Genomic DNA, 15,681 nt, shown 5'->3' with positions numbered 1-15,681 from the left:
CTAGGGGTTTTCGTGGTTCGCAGGGTGCTTTTCGGAGTGATGGTGATCGGCGCGGCGGTGCTGGCAGGTCCGGCGACCGGCCTCGCGCAGCAGCCGCAGCCCGACCCCCAGCCCGGTTCCGGTGTCACGGTGCAGCTCAACGACGACACGGCCTACGAACTCGGACTCGTCAACAAATACGTCCACGGTGATTCCAACGTGGCGCTGGCGCAGTGTCCCGGCGAGGGCCTGAAGGCGCCGAAGTCGACGACCTTCTCTTCGCCTGTTCTGACCATCGGGAAGTACGACTACGGCCCGCTCATCGGGGTCCCGGCGAACGTCAGTGCCGAGGTCGAACTCAAGGCGGGCACGGCGCCCGGCACCTACCCGCTGACCGTCAACTGCAATGGGAAGTCTTATACGGCAACGTTTTCCGTTCCTCCCCGGCAGGTGAACGCGGTACCTTCCGGCGGGGCTCGCGCGGGTGACGGCAGCATGGCCTCCTGATTCCTCTTCTTTGAAGGGGGTCGTGAGTGGTGAGTGACGTTCTGGCGAAGGGTGTTTTAGGTACCTGCGGTGGGTGTCCGTAGCGGCCGGGCCGTGAAGGACTCCTTGAGGGACTCGTCTTTGTTCACCCATCGGTGTGGAGCTTTGTGCGGATTGCCGGTGCGGTCGAGTGGGGAAGATTCCGGACGTTCAACGTCCGGAATCTTCCCCGCTCGAACCCCGCAGGTACCGGCGACTTCACACCCCTCACGTCGGCCGTCGTCTGGGGAGTGGCGCAGACCAGCAGGGCTGCGGGCAGGACACGCCGCCGGCCACGTGCGAAGCCACCCGATCGCGATCCTTTCGTGACCTGGGCGGGCAACCGTCCGGTCGTGCGCCGCGTCTGGCAGACGTGGGGACGAACGTGAAGTCGACTTGGTTACGGGGACGGCGGGCGCCGCTGGCGCTCGCCGTCGTCCTGCTGGCGGTCTTGGCGACGCTGGCCTTCGTCCTGTCCGGTCCGGGGGAGACCGGACAGGCCGCCGCGCCGCAGGTCACGGGGGAGACGTCGGCGGCGGAGCCGAGTGCCGGACCCGGCACGGAGGCCGGGGGAGAGGCCGCCGCCGAGGGGATGCCGAAGGCCGACCCGGTCTCGATCGACGTGCCGAAGATCGAGGCGAAGTCCAGTCTGATCCCGCTCGGGCTCAACGCGGACAACACCGTCGAGGTGCCGCCGGTGACCCAGCCGATGCAGGCGGGCTGGTACCGGAACGGGCCGACCCCGGGGGAGGTCGGGCCTTCGGTGATCCTCGGGCATGTCGACGGGAACAAGCAGAAGGGCATCTTCTTCCGGTTGAAGGAGCTCGCGCCCGGCGACAAGGTCTCGGTCGCGCGCAAGGACGGCACGACGGCCGAGTTCGCGGTCACGAAGGTCGAGCGGGTGGCGAAGGACAAGTTCCCCACCGACGCGGTCTACGGCGACACCACCGCGCCGGAACTGCGGCTCATCACCTGTGGCGGGGTCTTCGACAAGGCGTCGCACAACTATCTCGACAACATCATCGTTTTCGCTCGGCTGATCGCGAGGTGAGTTCCATGATCAGGTACCGGTCCGCCCTGGTGGTGGCGTGCGGAGTGGCACTGGCCGTCCCGGCCGTCGCGTACGCGCAGGACGAGGTCCAGACGAGCCCTTCGCCCACCACGACCGCGAGCCCGAAGGCGGATCCGTACCCGTTCCTCGGCCTCTCCCCGCGGCAGGCGATGGCGGCGGAGGACATCCTGGTCTCGGTCGGCTGCCCGGTCGGCGAACTGGGCGAGGTGAAATCGATGGTGCTGGACCACATCGGGAAATTCGAGGTCACGAACCCGGATCCGGTGATCCAGGGCGCCGTCGCGCGGATCAGCGACAAAGCGAGGCCGGGCTTCTACGCGATCACGGCGGTCTGCAAGACGACCACGATGACGGCGAATCTCCAAATCGTGGCGAAGCCGACTTCGTCGAACAAGCCGCCGAAACCGACTCTGACTTCGGGTCCGGCTCCGGCTCCTGAGAAACCGGGCCCGGCGGTGAAGCCGGCGTCGGGGCGGCAGGTTTCGAAGATTCCGGTGGGGGCTCCGCAAACCGGTGGCGGGGGCACGACCCACTGATTCGGGAGTCACGCCGGCGCTCGCTGTTCACGACACATTGATCCTTTTTCATCGTGGTACGCGGTGCAGGGAAAGCCACTTTCACAACCGTCAATGTTGTGAAAGTGCTTTCGCGACCCTTCGTTCGCGAGCGGGTGCCCAGGAACTCGCAATTCTTTTTCCCTGCCAAGGCAACCGATTCCCGTTCCCGATGGTGTTCCTGATGCGAGGGCACGCACTGAGGGAGAGAAGATCATGGGAATGAAGACGATCGTCGCGGGCGCGGGTCTGCTCGCGATGACGGCGGGGGTGCTCATCGCGCCGCAGGCGGCCGCGACAGCGCCACCGCCGAAACTGTGGGTCAGCTCGGCGAAGGTCGCGCCGGGGCAGGCTCTCGACTTCACGGCGAGCTGCTACGGCACCCGTACCGCGGTGACGTCGCCGGGGCTGGCGAGTCCGGTCACGCTCGAAGTCCAGCCTGGCTCGGGCGATCAGGCGCCGTACATCGGGCACGGCAAGGCGGGCTCGAATCTCGGCAGGTTCAAGGCGAGCTTCCACTGCGACGGTGGGCCGAACCTTCCGGCGGCCAGCGGGACGGCGACCGTCGAGTTCGAGGTCGTCTGCCTGCCGACGACGACGTCGCCCACGGCGCCCCCGTCGAGCAGCAAGCCGCCATCGAGCAGCAAGCCCCCGTCGAGCTCAAGCGAACCACCCAGCAGTGAACCGCCCAGCAGTGAACCGCCCAGCAGCGCGCCTTCCTCCAGCGCACGCGCCGTCGTCCCGGCGGCGTTGACGAAGTCGTGCGGGACGCCGCCGTCCTCGCCGGGCAAGCAGCCGCAGGTGAAGGTCACGCCGAAGGGCGCTCCGCAGACCGGTGGCGGCGCACTCGGCTGAAGTACATGAAGGCCCCCTTGCTTGCGCCAGACGCAAGCAAGGGGGCCTTCATGTATTCGGGATCAGTCCTCGCCCTCGACCCAGTCGAAGGTCTTGGTGACGGCCTTCTTCCAGTTGCGGTACTCGGTTTCGCGGCGGGCCTCGTCCATCGACGGGTCCCACTGCTTGTCCTGCGCCCAGTTGTTGCGGATGTCGTCTTCGCTCTTCCAGAAGCCGACCGCGAGACCGGCCGCGTAGGCCGCGCCGAGCGCGGTGGTCTCGTTGACCACCGGGCGGATCACGGGCACGCCGAGGATGTCGGCCTGGAACTGCATGAGCAGTTCGTTGACGACCATGCCGCCGTCGACCTTCAGCGACTTCAGCGGGACACCGGAGTCGGCGTTCATCGCGTCGATGACCTCGCGCGACTGGAACGCCGTCGCTTCCAGGACCGCCCGCGAGATGTGGCCCTTGTTGACGTACCGGGTCAAGCCGACGATCGCGCCGCGGGCGTCCGAGCGCCAGTACGGCGCGAAGAGGCCGGAGAACGCCGGGACGAAGTACGCGCCACCGTTGTCCTCGACGGTGCGGGCGTGCTCCTCGACCTCGGCCGCCGAGCTGATCAGGCCGAGGTTGTCCCGCAGCCACTGCACGAGGGAACCGGTGACCGCGATCGACCCTTCGAGCGCGTACACCGTGTCGTTCGAGCCGATCTTGTAACAGACCGTGGTGAGCAGCCCGTTGTTCGACATGACCTTCTCGGTACCGGTGTTGAGCAACATGAAGTTGCCGGTGCCGTAGGTGTTCTTCGCTTCACCCGGCGAAAGGCACGCCTGCCCGAACGTCGCGGCCTGCTGGTCGCCAAGGATGCCCGCGATCGGGACACCGGCCAGCGCGCCCTTCTCGCGGACCTTGCCGTAGGTCTCCGAGGACGACCGGATCTCCGGGAGCATCGACAGCGGGATCGTCATCTCCTCGGCGATCCCGGCGTCCCAGGTCAGGGTGTCGAGGTCCATCAGCATGGTCCGCGACGCGTTCGTCGGATCGGTGACGTGCACACCGCCGTCGACCCCGCCGGTCATGTTCCACAGCACCCAGGTGTCCATGTTGCCGAAGACCAGGTCACCCGCTTCGGCCTTCTCACGGGCACCGTCAACGTTGTCGAGGATCCACTTGATCTTCGGTCCGGAGAAGTAGGTCGCCAGCGGCAGGCCCACCTTTTCGCGGTAGCGCTCCTGCCCGCCACCGAGCGCGCCCAGGTCGTTGACGATCTTGTCGGTGCGGGTGTCCTGCCACACGATCGCGTTGTACACCGGCTTGCCGGTGGTGCGGTCCCAGACCAGTGTGGTCTCGCGCTGGTTGGTGATACCGACCGCGACGATGTCGCTCGCGACCAGGTCCCCCTTGGCGAGCGCGCCCGCCGCGACCGCGCGGGTGTTCTCCCAGATCTCCTCGGCGTTGTGCTCGACCCAGCCCGCCTTCGGGAAGATCTGCTCGTGCTCCCGCTGGTCGACGGCCACGACCCGGCCGGAGTGGTCGAAGATCATGCAGCGGGTCGACGTGGTGCCCTGGTCGATCGCGGCTACGTACGAAGTCATCGAAGCTCCAGTCTCAGGTCAGGTTGTGGACGGCGAGGAAAAGCAGGGCGGCCAGTGCGCCGCCGACCAGCGGGCCGACGACCGGGACCCAGGAGTAACCCCAGTTCGGGTTGGCCTTGTTCTTGATGGGCAGCAGGAACGCGTACGCGATGCGAGGGCCGAGGTCTCGGGCCGGGTTGATGGCGTAACCGGTCGGGCCACCGAGGGACTGGCCGATGACCAGCACGACGAACGCTACACCCGCGTAGCCGAGCGCGGAGTTGCCGAAACTCGGCGTCCCGTTCTCGCCCGTGGCGTTGGCGTAGACCGGGCTGAGCAGGATCCACGCCACCAGCACGAAGGTGCCGATGATCTCGGTGACGAGGTTCCAGGCCCTGTTCGGGATCTGCGGCGCGGTCGAGAAGATCCCGAGTGTCTCGTCGCGTTGCGGGTGGTCGTCGAACTGCAGTTTGTAGGTCGCCCAGCAGAGCACGGCGCCGAGGATCGCGCCGACCATCTGGCCGGCGAAGTAGATCGGGACGTCCGCCCATTTCGTCTTGTCCGCGATGGCGAGCCCCAGTGTCACCGCGGGGTTGAGGTGCGCGCCGCTCGGCGCGGCGATGCTGGCGCCGGTGAAGACCGCGAACGCCCACCCGAGGGTGATCATCACGACGCCACCGTTGTGGCCGTTGTTCTTCCGCAACACGTGGTTGGCGACCACGCCGTTACCCAACAGGATCAGGACCGCCGTTCCCAGCAGCTCCCAGACGAATATGGCTCCCACACTCACCGCTTTGACCTCCACTTTGGACATTCCGCGCAGGGTCGAACACGGTGTGCTACGGCGCCCTTGCCGACCCACGTCCGTGGCACGTTACCGTCGCGTATTTGTTCCTTCCAGGCGTTGTGGGAACCAATCCTTCCAAGATCGACGAGGGTTACGCCACACGTGTCACCCGCATAACGGACCGGTCGCGGCCGATCGTGCGATGCTGGAGCCACAGCGGCACAAGGAGGAATGTCACGTGGCAAGCTCTCAGCGCGAAGCCGAAAACAGCCCCGCCCGGCTGGGACCGCTCAAGCGGGAAGAGTCTTGGCAGCGACTGGGTGAGGACAAGTTCGACCTCGTCGTCATCGGCGGCGGCGTGGTCGGTGCGGGCACGGCGCTCGACGCCGCCACGCGCGGTTTGCGGGTCGCCCTCGTCGAAGCGCGCGATCTCGCTTCGGGGACGTCGAGCCGGTCGAGCAAACTCTTCCACGGCGGGCTCCGGTACCTCGAACAGCTGGAATTCGGCTTGGTCCGCGAAGCTCTTCGTGAGCGCGAGCTGATGTTGACGACCATCGCGCCGCATCTGGTGAAGCCGGTGAGCTTCCTGTACCCGCTGACCCACCGGATCTGGGAACGTCCGTACACCGCGGCCGGTCTGCTGATGTACGACACGATGGGCGGCGCGCGGTCGGTCCCCGGCCAGAAACACCTGAGCCGCGCGGGCGCGCTGCGGATGGTGCCCGCGCTGAAGCGGTCCGCGTTGATCGGCGGGATCCGTTACTACGACGCGCAATCCGACGACGCGCGGCATACGATGACCGTCGCCCGCACCGCCGCGCACTACGGCGCCGTGGTGCGCACCTCCACCCAGGTGGTCGGTTTCCTCCGCGAGGCCGACCGTATCTCCGGTGTCCGCGTCCGCGACGTCGAGGACGGCCGCGAGACCGAGATCCACGCCTCCGCGGTGGTCAACTGCACCGGCGTCTGGACCGACGAACTCCAGCGCCTTTCCGGCGGCCGCGGCCGGTTCCGCGTTCGGGCGAGCAAGGGCGTGCACATCGTCGTCCCGCGCGACCGGATCGTCTCGGAATCGGGCATGATCCTGCGCACCGAGAAGTCCGTCCTGTTCGTCATCCCGTGGCGCAACCACTGGATCGTCGGCACCACCGACACGGACTGGAACCTCGATCTCGCGCATCCGGCCGCGACGAAACACGACATCGACTACCTCCTCGAACACGTCAACACCGTCCTCGCGACCCCGCTGACGCACGACGACATCGAAGGTGTCTACGCGGGACTCCGGCCGTTGCTGGCCGGGGAAAGCGAAGAGACGTCGAAGCTTTCGCGTGAGCACGCGGTCGCCAGGGTCGCACCGGGACTGGTCGCGATCGCCGGCGGGAAGTACACGACCTACCGGGTGATGGCGGCCGACGCCGTCGACGCCGCGGCCGTCGACCTTCCGGGCAGGCCGCAGTCGTCCATCACGGACAAGGTGCCGCTGCTGGGCGCCGACGGCTACCACGCGCTGGTGAACCAGGCCGACCATCTGGCGAGCGAGCACGGGCTGCACCCGTACCGCGTCCGTCACCTGCTGGACCGGTACGGCTCGATGGTGCACGAAGTCCTCGCGCTCGGCGAAGGACGGCCGGAACTGCTGAAGCCGCTGGAGCACGCGCCGGACTACCTCGGTGTCGAGGTCGTCTACGCGGCCAGCCACGAGGGCGCACTTCACCTGGAAGACGTCCTGGCGCGCCGTACGCGGATCTCGATCGAGTACGCGCACCGCGGCGTCGACTGCGCCGCGCAGGTCGCCACGCTGGTGGGTGAGGTGCTCGGCTGGTCGAAGGACCAGGAGAAGCGTGAGGTCGAGGTCTACAAGGCACGGGTCGACGCGGAACGGGAGTCCCAGTCACAGCCGAGCGACGAGGCCGCGGACGCGTTGCGTTCGGCCGCGCCGGAAGCGCGCTCGGGGATCATCGAACCGGTGAGTTGATCCTTCCTGCCGAGTGGTGTGCCGAGCGCGCAAGGATCATTGCCTGATCCGGTGAATTTGCCATAGCGTCGGCCGTCCCCGATACGGAAGGCGGCCCTCGTGGTGTTTCTCGACTCGTCGACGTGGACGGACCGGATCTTCGCCGCAGGTTCCTGGGTGCCCGGATCCGGTGGCACCCGTGACGTCACGGAGCCCGCGACCGGAGCGGTGCTGGGAAGCGTGGGGATCGCCTCGGCCGAGGACGCCGCGAAAGCGGCGGAGACCGCGGCCGAGGCGCAGCGGGCCTGGGCGGCGACACCGCACGTCCAGCGTGCCGCCGTCCTGCGTGAAGCCGCTCGGCTGTGGTCCGAGTACGCCGACGAGATCCGCTGGTGGAACGTCCGCGAAGTCGGCGCCGTGCCGGGAGTCGCGGGCTTTTCGCTGCACGTCGCGGAGCAGGAGTGCTACGAAGCGGCGGCGCTGCCCGGCCGCCCGTACGGCGAACTCCTGCCGAGTGAAGAGCCGCGGCTGTCGATGGCGCGCCGCGTCCCCGCCGGTGTCGTCGCGGTGATCTCGCCGTTCAACATGCCGATCATCCTCGGCATCCGCTCGGTCGCTCCGGCGCTCGCGCTGGGCAACGCCGTCATCCTGAAGCCGGATCCGCGCACCGCCGTCACCGGTGGCGTGGTCCTCGCGCGGATCTTCGAGGAAGCGGGCCTGCCGCCGGGTGTGCTGCAGATGCTGCCGGGCGGCGCGGACGTCGGCGAAACGCTGGTGACGCATCCGGCGGTCCGGGTCATCTCGTTCACCGGATCGACCGGCGCCGGTCGCAAGGTCGGCGAACTCGCCGGAAAGCATCTGAAGCGGGCACATCTGGAGCTGGGCGGTAACTCCGCACTCATCGTGCTCGACGACGCGGATGTGGACGAAGCCGCCGGAGTCGCCGCGTTCGGTTCCTTCTTCCATCAGGGTCAGATCTGCATGACCACCGGGCGGCACCTGGTGCACGAGCGGTTGTACGACGATTTCGTCGAGCGGCTCGCGGCGAAAGCGGCCGCGTTGCGGGTCGGCGATCCGGCTCGGGACGAGGTCGCGCTCGGGCCGATCATCGACGCCGGGCAGCGGGACAAGATCCACGATCTGGTCACCTCCAGCGTCTCGGCCGGTGCGCGGATCGCCGCCGGTGGCGAGTACGACCGGCTCTTCTACGCCGCGACGGTGCTCGCCGACGTGCCGCCGACGGCGCCCGCGGTCGCCGAGGAGATCTTCGGCCCGGTCGCGCCGGTCGTGCGGTTTTCCGACGCGGAGGAGGCCGTCCGGCTCGCCACGGCGAGCGAATACGGGCTTTCGCTGGGCATCGTCACGCGCGATGTCCTCAAAGGACTGGAGCTGGCCGACCGCGTCCCGACCGGGATCGTGCACATCAACGACCAGACCGTCAGCGATGAGGCGAACAGCCCCTTCGGTGGCGTCGCCGCGTCGGGCACCGGAAGCCGTTTCGGTGGGGCGGCGGCGAATATCGAGGCCTTCACCGAGACGCGCTGGGTCACCGTCCGGAACCCGCCACCCACCTACCCCTTCTGACCGGCCGCGTCGCGTTTAGCCCGCTAAACGCGACTCGTCAGGCGGTGCGGTGCCAGCGGATGAGGCGTTCCCCGGTCGGGGCCGGGGCCGGTTCGGGGCCGACCAGGGTGAACCCGCATTTCCGGGCGACCGAGGCCGAAACCTCGTTCGTCTCTTCGTAGCGGTAGCTGACTTCGCGCAGGCCGAGTCCGCCGAAACCGAAGCGCAGGGCCGCGTTGAGCGCCGTGCTCGCCACGCCCTTGCCCCGGGACGCGGCACGCACCCAGACCGACGCCTCCGCGTAACCGAGGTCGAGATCGAGATCCCGCAGGCCGACCTCGCCCAGCAGCTCCCCGGTCGTCGGCTCGGCCACCGCCCAGGAGCAGCGTTCGTCCCCGGCCCATTGCGCCACGCGCAGCGCGACGTACTCGGTCGCCTCGTCGAGGTCGCGCAAGCGGTAGTTCAGGACGTACTTGCGGTGTGTCGGGTCGGCGAAGGCCGCGACCAGCGCCGGACGGTCGTCGAGGGCCTTGTCCGCCCGCAGCTGCCGCAGGTAGTACTCGCCCGCGTTGATCTCCACCGGTTCCACCCTTCGAGGGTAACCGGAACGACGGCGCCGCTTCAGCGGCGGCGGCTCATGATCAGCGCGACCGCCAGCGGGAGCAGGAACACCAGGAACGTCCCTCGGGTGAAGAAGAACAGGGCGATCGCGACCGCGGCGGCGATCGGCACGGCGCTGGCCGTCAGCCATTTCGACGGCTGGACCTCGTTCTTCGCGGACGCCTGCGCGACGCCGGGCATGGGGGCCAGCGGGAGCAGTGCGCTGGGTCTCGGCGAGGGCAGGTCCGTGAACAGCGGTTCGAGGTCGCTCACCATCCGCGCGGCGCTGACCTTCGCCGACCGGGTGCCGAACTCGTCGAGGTCGAGTCTGCCGGTGCGGACATGTTCTTCCAACGCGTCGAGCGCGTCTTGGCGTTCGGCGTCGCTCAGCCGCATGTCCGGTCTCTCGGCATTCACGTCCCGAGTCTACGGGCGCTTCAGCTCTCGAGTTCCCCGTGACGCCCGTGCCGTAGGTCGCGGCGGTGTTGTTTCGCGAGCTTCTTGTGGGTGTTGTCCCAGCCCTTGCCCCAGATGCCCTCGCCGACGGCGCTGATCCCGATCGGGACGAGGATGAACCACCAGGTGAGGTCGGTGGTGACGATGAGCGCGATGGTGGCGATGAAGAGGATCGGCATGAGCGCGCCCATGACGCGTTGCATCGGGGAGATACCCGCCCACGTCGACGCCGGTTTTTCCGGCTCGCTCACCACCGCATGGGGTTTGTCGAAGACCGGATGCGGTTCTGGCAGGTCGAGGAAGACCTCGGACAACTCGCCGCGCGTCTTGGCCGCGGTGACCTTCGCCGATCGATCACCGAATTCGTCGATGTCGATCCGGCCGACGGTCAGGTGGTCGCCGAGCGCGGCCAGCGCGGACTCACGATCCTGATCACTGATCCGCATTTGCGGTGACGACGCCTCGTTCACCCTTTCGATGGTAGGCCGAGCGAGGCGCCGCCGACCACGACATTCGTCAGTCTTTCAGCTCGAACAGCTGGGTTCCCTGGGTGACCGCCGCGCCGACCTCGACCGAAAGACCGGTCACGGTGCCCGCTTTGTGCGCGGTGACGGGGTTTTCCATCTTCATCGCTTCGAGCACGACGACCAGCTCGCCCGCCTCGACCCGCTGGCCTTCTTCGACGGCGACCTTGACGATGGTGCCCTGCATCGGCGCGGTGACCGCGTCGCCGCTCACCGCGGCCTTGGTGCCGCCCGCACGCTTGCGCGGCTTGGCCTTGACGGCCGTGCCGCCACCACCGGCGTCGAGGGAGAACCCGCCGGGAAGCGACACCTCGAGACGACGGCCGCCGACCTCGACGACGACGTTCTGGCGTGGCTGCTCTTCCTCGGCTCCGGCGGCTTCGGGAGCGACGAACGGTTCGATCGTGTTCTCGAACTCGGTCTCGATCCAGCGGGTGTGCACGCTGAACCCGTTCTCGTCACCGATGAAGGCCGGGTCGTTCACGATCACGCGGTGGAACGGCAGCACCGTCGCCATCCCGTCGGCGACCATCTCGGCCAGCGCCCGGCGGCTGCGCTCGAGCGCGTTTTGCCGGTCCGAACCGGTGACGATCAGCTTCGCGAGCATCGAGTCGAACTGGCCGCCGATGACACTGCCGGACTCGACACCCGAGTCGACCCGGACTCCCGGCCCGCTCGGCGCGACGAACTTCGTCACCGTGCCCGGCGCGGGGAGGAAGCCGCGGCCGGCGTCTTCACCGTTGATGCGGAATTCGATCGAGTGACCGCGCGGTTCCGGGTCCTCGGTGATGCGCAGCTTCTCGCCGCGCGCGATGCGGAACATCTCACGCACGAGGTCGAGGCCCGTGGTCTCCTCGGAGACCGGGTGTTCGACCTGCAGCCGCGTGTTGACCTCGAGGAACGAGATCGTGCCGTCGACGGCGACGAGGTACTCGACGGTCCCGGCGCCGTAGTAGCCGGCTTCCTTGCAGATCGCCTTCGCGGATTCGTGGATGCGCTTGCGCTGCTCGTCGGTCAGGTACGGCGCGGGCGCCTCCTCGACCAGCTTCTGGTGCCGCCGCTGCAGCGAGCAGTCGCGGGTGCCGACGACGATGGCGTTGCCGTGCTGATCCGCGAGGACCTGGGCCTCGACGTGGCGCGGCTTGTCCAGGTAGCGCTCGACGAAGCATTCGCCGCGGCCGAAGGCGGAGATCGCCTCACGCGTCGCGGATTCGAACAGCTCCGGGATCTCCTCGCGGGTACGGGCGACCTTGAGACCGCGGCCGCCGCCGCCGAACGCCGCCTTGATCGCGACCGGCAGGCCGTGCTCGTCGGCGAAGGCGATGATCTCGTCGGCGTTCGCGACGGGGTCCTTCGTACCGGGCACGAGCGGCGCTCCGGCGCGCAGCGCGATATGCCGCGCGGTGACCTTGTCGCCGAGGTCGCGGATGGCCTGCGGGCTCGGCCCGATCCAGGTCAGTCCGGCGTCGATCACCGCCTGCGCGAAGTCCGCGTTCTCGGAAAGGAACCCGTAGCCGGGGTGGACCGAGTCCGCGCCCGACCGCTTGGCGGCGTCGAGCAGCTTGTCGAAGACGAGGTAACTCTCCGCTGCGGTGGTGCCGCCGAGGGCGAAGGCCTCGTCGGCGAGACGGACATGGGGTGCGTCACGGTCCGGATCGGCGTAGACGGCCACGCTGGTCAGCCCGGCGTCCTTCGCCGCCCTGATCACCCGTACCGCGATCTCCCCGCGGTTCGCGATCAGGATCTTGGTCACCGGACCACCTGTGCCGGCCTGCTCGGTCACGCCGTACCTCCTGCGTTCGCACGTCGGGCCGCCCCGATGCGGCTCGGCAGCAGTTTAGAAGAGAATCCCGCCCCGATTAGTGAGAGCAAGGCCACCCAGTGACCTTTGTTTTATACCAGCGCGGCTTGCTTCTTCAGTTCTTCTAACAGGCCTTACACCAGCGCCTCGCGGTGCCGCAGTTCTTCCGGGAGGTCCGAATCGAGCACGATCAGGTCGTACGGCTGGGCCTGGTAGACCCGGCCGAGGTGCTCGGCCTTGACCAGCGCCCACGGCTGATGCGGGCCGCAGCACTCGACCAGACGCTGGACCGTGCTGAAGGCGATCAGCGCCATCCGGCCGTCCTTGGTCTCGCGGAGCTCGATCTCCGCACGCGTGAAGTCCTTCGGCTTTTTCGCCGTGGGGAGGAACAGGGCGTTGGGCAATCCGGGGTTCGTCACGGGAACAACATAGACGTGCACTCTGCGCGAGATCACTTACGCTCTCGGATATGCGGACTCAGGAAGCGCGGACACCGCGATCCGTGCTGTTCACCGCGCTGCTGGCGGCCGTGGTGACGGCCGGGGTCATCGTGGCCGTGGTCCTGCTCCGCCCGGACCCGCCGGTGCCCGCGGACGCGCCAGGCGGGCCATCGGTGCCCGACAGCGGCTCAGCCGTGCCCGCTGTCAACTGCGGCCAGTCGGCCTGCCGGGAGCTCGGCGCGATGACCGTCGGCGGGATGCCCGTCGTGCTCCTGGCCGACGAAGCGGGCAAACAGGGCGTGGTCCGGATCGGCTCGGACACGGTGTTCCCGCTGATGGTCAACGACATGGGGGTCACCCTCAAGGGCGATTCTCTGCGCTGCGTCGACGGCGCGACGCAGGTCTGTCTGGTGCGCGGTGACGCCAGCGGCGGTTCGGCGGGTGAGTTGTTCGTCGCGCGCGGGGGGATCTGGCGGGACACCGGGAAGCCGTATTTCTCCGACGCCGGGACGATCGCGCTGAACGACGTGACCGCCGACGGGATCGCGGACGTCATCGTCGTGCGGCACGAGTGCCCCGGCGCGCAGTCCGGGTCGGCCCGCTGCCAGGCGGCGCCGGTGCTCGCGGAGGTCTACGACGTCGCCCGCGGCTCGGTGGGCTGCACGCGCCGGTACACCGCGCCTTCGGAGCTGAGGGGCTGGCCGGACGTCCGGCTCACCCGCGCCGACCTGCGCGCCTGCCCCTGAGGGAGAGCAAGGGACCTTTGCTATCGCCTGGCGATTCGGAAGCGCGTGAAGGCCCCCTTCCCTCGACTGGTCACTCAAAACCTCAGCCGAGGGAAGGGGGCCTTCACACGCAGTACAGGGTCAGGAAGTAGCACCCGCCGCGACGGGCTTCTTGTCCTGCGTAGCGGCTTCGCCGTTGGAAGTGGGCGAAGGGTCGGTCACCGAGTTGAGCACGTCGTCGTCCAGCAGGCCTTCGCTGCGAGCGACGACGACCGGCACGACGATCTGGCCGGCGACGTTGGTCGCGGTCCGCATCATGTCCATGATCGGGTTGACCGAGTAGATCAGCGCGATCCCGAGCGCGACCTGCTGCGCGTCGAGGCCGATGAACGCCGTGGTCAGGGTCAGCGCGGTCAGCCAGCCGGTGGTGCCCGCGGTGGCCAGCGCGCCGAGCACGGCGACCACGACGATGCCGACGTACTGCCAGATGTTCAGCGAAACGCCGGACAGGTTCGCGATGAAGATCGCGCCGATCGCCGGGAACACCGCGGCGCAGCCGTCCATCTTCGTCGCGCTGCCCAGCGGAGTCGCGAAGGCGGCGTACGCGGGCTGGACGCCCAGGTTGACGGCGGACTGCCGGGTCAGGGGCAGCGTCGCGGCCGAAGACTGCGAAGCGAACGCGAACTGGATCGCCGTGCCCGCCTTGGCGAAGAACTTCAGCGGGCTGACCTTCGCCACGAACTGGAGAAGAATCGGGTAGACCACGAACAGCACCAGGAGGCAGCCGACGTACACCGCGATCGTGGTGCTGAGCAGCGGCCGGAACAGCGCGTCACCGTAGTTCGACACGGCCGCGCCGATCAGGCCGATGATGCCGATCGGGGCCAGCCGGACGATCCAGCCGAGGTAGCGCTGGATGATCTCGAAGACGCTGGTGGTGAAGTCGACGAACGGCTTGGCCTTGTCGCCGAGGCTGTAGGCGGCGGCACCGATCAGCACGGCGAGGAACAGCACCTGAAGCGTCTCACCCTCGGTGAAGGCGGTGAAGAAGTTCTTCGGCAGCAGTCCGTCGATGAAGGCGCTCCAGGAGCCCCAGTGGTCGACGCTCTTGGTCGCCTTGTCCGCGTTCTTCGCGGTCGCGGCGACGCCCTCGCCGAGGCCGCCGCTGCCCGGGTTGAACAGCTTCGCGACGGCGATGCCGATCAGCGACGCGATGAACGAGGTGATCGCGAACCACAGCACGGTCTTGCCACCCAGCCGGGCGGCCTTCCTGCCGCCGCCGAGGCCGCGCAGGCTGTTGATGCCGACCACGATCGCCGTGAAGACCAGCGGGATCACCGCGATCTGCAGCAGCGTCGTGAAGATCGTGCCGATCTGGTCGAGCAGTTCGGTCAGCCAGCTCGCCTCGGTCGTCCTGGCGAGGATGCCGAGCAGGGCACCCACGACGAGCGACCCGAGGACAGCCGCCGCGAAGACCCTTGGCCTGGTGTAGGTCCGAATGAAAGACACGGGGCGACTCCGGTGCGTGAAAGTTTCCTGATTGGCCGAACGTGAAGAACGTTCGGCGAGCCAGGACTCTTCCGGATCACCCGTTCGTGTGGGAGCTGTCTCAGGATGCGGGACGCGACCACAGATCGACGACGCTCACGCCGACCTCGCTCAGGAGGCGCCGGGTCAGCGAGAGGCTGATTCCGATGACGCTCGAGGGGTCGCCGTCGATCCCGTCGACGAACCAGCCGCCGAGTCCGTCCAGGGTGAAGCCGCCCGCCACCTGGAGCGGCTCGCCGGACGCGATGTAGGCGTCGACCTCTTCCTGCGAGGGGGTGCCGAAGCGAACAGTGGTCCCTTCGGTTCCGGACGTTTCCTTCGTCCTCGCACCGTTCTCGACGCGGATGATCGCGTGACCCGTGAGGAGTTCACCGGTTTTGCCCGCCATCGACGTCCATCGTTCGCGAGCGGCCTCCGGCGTGATCGGCTTGCCGACCATCTCGCCACCGATCGACAGCATCGAATCGCAGCCGACGATGACCATGTCGGCGCTGCCGTCGTGTGCCCCGGCGAGCGTCTCGAAAACCGCCTCGGCCTTGGCGGCGGCGAGCGCCCGGACCAGCTCCGCCGGTGCCGGATCGGTCAGGGAGGCGGCCACCGCGTCCTCGTCGACGCCGGAGACGACGACGCTCGGATCGAAGCCGGCGGAACGCAGGACGGCGAGGCGGGCGGGGGACTGGGACGCGAGGACGAAACGCACATCCGGAAGGTACTCGACGACCCTCCGTTGCCTAATTGT

16 protein-coding genes are annotated in these 15,681 nt (G+C 68.2%); 7 read left to right on the top strand and 9 right to left on the bottom strand.

The genetic code is table 11. The features are described 5' to 3' along the window. The first annotated feature begins 39 nt into the window (after positions 1-39). The 4 genes from ACZ5ZX_RS39325 (at position 40) to ACZ5ZX_RS39310 (ending at position 2,985) form a co-directional block, all read left to right on the top strand. Positions 40-486: a hypothetical protein gene (locus tag ACZ5ZX_RS39325; protein ID WP_465507113.1), complete on the top strand. Its 447-nt coding sequence runs from the start codon at positions 40-42 to the stop codon at positions 484-486. Positions 487-889: 403 nt separating this feature from the next. Then, positions 890-1,555: a class F sortase gene (locus ACZ5ZX_RS39320; protein ID WP_465507077.1), complete on the top strand. Its 666-nt coding sequence runs from the start codon at positions 890-892 to the stop codon at positions 1,553-1,555. A gap of 5 nt (positions 1,556-1,560) precedes the next feature. Beyond that, positions 1,561-2,112 (top strand): hypothetical protein, encoded by a 552-nt coding sequence (locus tag ACZ5ZX_RS39315; RefSeq protein ID WP_465507076.1) that lies wholly within the window; start codon positions 1,561-1,563, stop codon positions 2,110-2,112. A 234-nt stretch (positions 2,113-2,346) separates the two neighbouring features. Further along, on the top strand, positions 2,347-2,985 hold the full coding sequence (locus ACZ5ZX_RS39310; protein WP_465507075.1) for a hypothetical protein: 639 nt from the start codon (positions 2,347-2,349) through the stop codon (positions 2,983-2,985). 62 nt (positions 2,986-3,047) lie between these two features. On the opposite strand, the gene glpK is transcribed toward ACZ5ZX_RS39310, so the two are convergent. Both glpK and ACZ5ZX_RS39300 read right to left on the bottom strand, forming a co-directional pair. Beyond that, complete coding sequence (glpK, locus tag ACZ5ZX_RS39305; RefSeq protein ID WP_465507074.1) at positions 3,048-4,562, bottom strand: glycerol kinase GlpK; 1,515 nt, start codon at positions 4,560-4,562, stop codon at positions 3,048-3,050. Positions 4,563-4,575: 13 nt separating this feature from the next. After that, on the bottom strand, positions 4,576-5,331 hold the full coding sequence (locus tag ACZ5ZX_RS39300) for an MIP/aquaporin family protein (RefSeq protein ID WP_465507112.1): 756 nt from the start codon (positions 5,329-5,331) through the stop codon (positions 4,576-4,578). A 235-nt stretch (positions 5,332-5,566) separates the two neighbouring features. On the opposite strand from ACZ5ZX_RS39300, the gene ACZ5ZX_RS39295 reads away from it, so the two are divergent. Then, positions 5,567-7,306 (top strand): glycerol-3-phosphate dehydrogenase/oxidase, encoded by a 1,740-nt coding sequence (locus tag ACZ5ZX_RS39295; RefSeq protein WP_465507073.1) that lies wholly within the window; start codon positions 5,567-5,569, stop codon positions 7,304-7,306. A 99-nt stretch (positions 7,307-7,405) separates the two neighbouring features. Continuing rightward, positions 7,406-8,869: a benzaldehyde dehydrogenase gene (locus ACZ5ZX_RS39290; protein ID WP_465507072.1), complete on the top strand. Its 1,464-nt coding sequence runs from the start codon at positions 7,406-7,408 to the stop codon at positions 8,867-8,869. 37 nt (positions 8,870-8,906) lie between these two features. Here the strand turns inward: ACZ5ZX_RS39290 and ACZ5ZX_RS39285 are convergent, their stop codons facing one another. From ACZ5ZX_RS39285 to ACZ5ZX_RS39265, 5 genes are all read right to left on the bottom strand, one after another. Further along, positions 8,907-9,437 carry a GNAT family N-acetyltransferase gene (locus ACZ5ZX_RS39285; RefSeq protein ID WP_465507071.1) on the bottom strand — a complete coding sequence of 177 codons (531 nt, stop codon included), beginning with the start codon at positions 9,435-9,437 and terminating at the stop codon, positions 8,907-8,909. 32 nt (positions 9,438-9,469) lie between these two features. Beyond that, on the bottom strand, positions 9,470-9,844 hold the full coding sequence (locus ACZ5ZX_RS39280; protein WP_465507111.1) for a DUF1707 SHOCT-like domain-containing protein: 375 nt from the start codon (positions 9,842-9,844) through the stop codon (positions 9,470-9,472). A 41-nt stretch (positions 9,845-9,885) separates the two neighbouring features. Next, positions 9,886-10,374, bottom strand: a complete 489-nt coding sequence (locus tag ACZ5ZX_RS39275; protein WP_465507070.1) for a DUF1707 SHOCT-like domain-containing protein — start codon at positions 10,372-10,374, stop codon at positions 9,886-9,888. 46 nt (positions 10,375-10,420) lie between these two features. Next, positions 10,421-12,211 (bottom strand): acetyl/propionyl/methylcrotonyl-CoA carboxylase subunit alpha, encoded by a 1,791-nt coding sequence (locus ACZ5ZX_RS39270; protein WP_465507069.1) that lies wholly within the window; start codon positions 12,209-12,211, stop codon positions 10,421-10,423. A 152-nt stretch (positions 12,212-12,363) separates the two neighbouring features. Then, positions 12,364-12,648, bottom strand: coding sequence for an SAV_915 family protein (locus tag ACZ5ZX_RS39265; RefSeq protein ID WP_465507068.1), 285 nt, complete (start codon positions 12,646-12,648; stop codon positions 12,364-12,366). Between the two features lie 83 nt (positions 12,649-12,731). Between ACZ5ZX_RS39265 and ACZ5ZX_RS39260 the strand changes: the two genes are divergently transcribed. Continuing rightward, on the top strand, positions 12,732-13,415 hold the full coding sequence (locus ACZ5ZX_RS39260) for a hypothetical protein (RefSeq protein ID WP_465507110.1): 684 nt from the start codon (positions 12,732-12,734) through the stop codon (positions 13,413-13,415). 120 nt (positions 13,416-13,535) lie between these two features. Here the strand turns inward: ACZ5ZX_RS39260 and ACZ5ZX_RS39255 are convergent, their stop codons facing one another. After that, positions 13,536-14,903 carry a dicarboxylate/amino acid:cation symporter gene (locus ACZ5ZX_RS39255; protein ID WP_465507067.1) on the bottom strand — a complete coding sequence of 456 codons (1,368 nt, stop codon included), beginning with the start codon at positions 14,901-14,903 and terminating at the stop codon, positions 13,536-13,538. Between the two features lie 100 nt (positions 14,904-15,003). Continuing rightward, the gene (locus ACZ5ZX_RS39250) at positions 15,004-15,642 is read right to left on the bottom strand and encodes a Maf family protein (RefSeq protein WP_465507066.1); all 639 of its coding nucleotides are present in this window, start codon (positions 15,640-15,642) and stop codon (positions 15,004-15,006) included. Between the last annotated feature and the right edge of the window lie 39 nt (positions 15,643-15,681).

The organism is Amycolatopsis sp. NPDC033938 (genome assembly GCF_055575975.1).
This window is presented reverse-complemented; position numbering and strand designations above follow the sequence as displayed.